The organism is Arthrobacter sp. TB 26 (assembly GCF_000427315.1).
In the GTDB taxonomy this organism is placed as follows: domain Bacteria; phylum Actinomycetota; class Actinomycetes; order Actinomycetales; family Micrococcaceae; genus Arthrobacter.
The window spans coordinates 6393-8365 of the sequence record NZ_AUPJ01000366.1 but is presented as its reverse complement, the minus strand read 5'-3'; the positions used below and the strand labels follow the sequence as shown (position 1 = coordinate 8365).

The window sequence follows — 1973 nt, the reverse complement described above, 5'->3', positions numbered from 1 at the left end:
CCACCCGCCGGTGCCTTCGGTCCTGGACCTCGCGGTCCTCGTGGAGCTGCGGGACCAGGCGGCGCTGGCCGGGGTTCTGCGGAACTCCGACGTCCGTGCGATTCTGGGCGGCCACTTGCACTACTCGACAACAGCGACGTTCGCCGGGATTCCGGTCTCGGTGGCGTCAGCCACCTGCTATACGCAGGACCTCAATGTTCCGGTTGGCGGAACCCGCGGACGCGACGGCGGACAGGCGTTCAACCTCGTCCATGTCTATGAACACACGATCGTGCACTCCGTGGTTCTGCTCGGCGACACCCCCGCCGTCGGCGAGTTTGTCTCCGCCGAGGAAGCGCAGCGGCGGATTGCGGCGGCAGGGATTCGCATCCCGAGCAAGGCGAAGCTCGAGGACCCGGCCCGGACGCCGGATAGCCGGCGGCTGACCGCGCGCAACTAGCGCTGGCCCGCACCCGGGCGACAGCGGGCGCGGCCAGCGTTTGGCCCGGCCCGCAGCCTCTGCCCGCCTGACTACTTTTCCCAGGGCGCCTTGATCGGGTAATACTTCTCTAGGAAGTCCGTCACGAGCTCGGCCCGTTCCTCGGCCGCAACCTCGGGGAAGCTTCCGTCATTGAGGCAGAAGAAGTCCATGTTCCGCTTGGCGAGCAGCTTGGGCAGGTAGTTCAGTCCGGCCCTGGCCGTCGTGTCCACGTAGCGCACCTTTGCCGCCGTCTGGGTGACGGCCCGGCCGGTCAGAAGCGCGTAGTAGTGGTAGAACGAGTTGGTCACCGAGATGTTGTCGGCCGCGCGGAAGGTGCTGGCCGCCGTCTTGGCGAATTCTGCCGGAAACTCCTGCTCCATCTGGGCCACGACGCTGCGCCGCAGCGGCGCGGCTGTGTGCTCCAGGTGTCGGGTGGTGATCCGGCCGAACCGATCCCAGAGCAGCTTGCGGTTCACCCGGGCGGCGTTCTCGAAGCCGCTACGCTCGGCGTCGTTGTCGCCGAGCCCGATCCGGGTCTCTGCTTCGATGAACTTCGTGATGCCGCCGGGCGTGAAGAACATGTCCGGACCGACGGCGCGGCCGAAGAACATGTCGTCGTTCGAGTACAGGAAGTGTTCGGACAGGCCTTCGATGTGGTGGAGCTGGCACTCCACGGCTTGCGAGTTGTGGGTGGGCAGCACGGAGGGATCCGCGAAGAACTCTTCGCTGCGGACAATTGTCACTCCCGGGTGGTCGGCCAGCCATGCGGGAGTGGGGGAGTCCGTGGCGATGAAGATCCGGCGGATCCAGGGCGCGAACATGTACACAGAGCGCAGCGCGTACTTGAGTTCGTCGATCTGGCGGAAGCGGGCCTCGTGGTCGTCACCTTCGCCCACCACGACGCCGGCCATCCGTGCGCGCCGCGCTGCGATGTACTCCGGGGAGCTGCCGTCCACCCAGGAAAAGACGAGGTCGATGTCGAAGCTGATGTCACTGGCGTGGTCCGCAAACATGTTCTCGATCGTGGGCCAGGTGTGGCCGTAACGCTCCACTGTGCCGCGGACCGCGTCCTGGGCCAGCAGCGTCCGGCGGGTCAGCGAGTTTTCGATCGGGAGGATCAGCTGGTCGCCTTCGAAGCTCCACAGCTCCAGCTGCACGCCAGCCGAGGCGCCGAACTCAAAGCCGCCCTCCGGCTCGACCCGGGGACGGTACAGCCGGAAGATCCGGGACTGCCGGTTGGGGGAGAGCTCACCGTCGGCCACCAGCACCGAGGACTTCTTCTTGGCGTCGACGCTCATCGAGTAGAGAGGCTCGTCGTGGCAGGCCTCCACGAGCGCGTCGCGGAGTTCCTTGCGGTCCTTCCAGTCCACGGCGATGACGGGCCTGTGGTTGTTGCCGCGGACCAGGAGATAGTCGAGGCCGGCGGCGTCAAGCACCGACCGGATGAACATCAAATCCTCGACCATGGCCTGGTACGGCGTACGGTTCTCGTTGATCAGGCCATACCGGCCCC

At 66.4% G+C, this 1973-nt stretch carries 2 pseudogenes (1 of these 2 only partly in view); one reads left to right on the top strand and one right to left on the bottom strand.

Features of this window, described 5'->3' with window-relative positions:
• Window positions 1–439, top strand: a pseudogene (locus K789_RS0114245) (phosphodiesterase); the annotation flags it as partial.
• Between the two features lie 71 nt (window positions 440–510).
• Here the strand turns inward: K789_RS0114245 and K789_RS0114240 are convergent.
• A pseudogene (locus K789_RS0114240) lies at window positions 511–1973 on the bottom strand (stealth family protein); it runs 163 nt beyond the window's last position.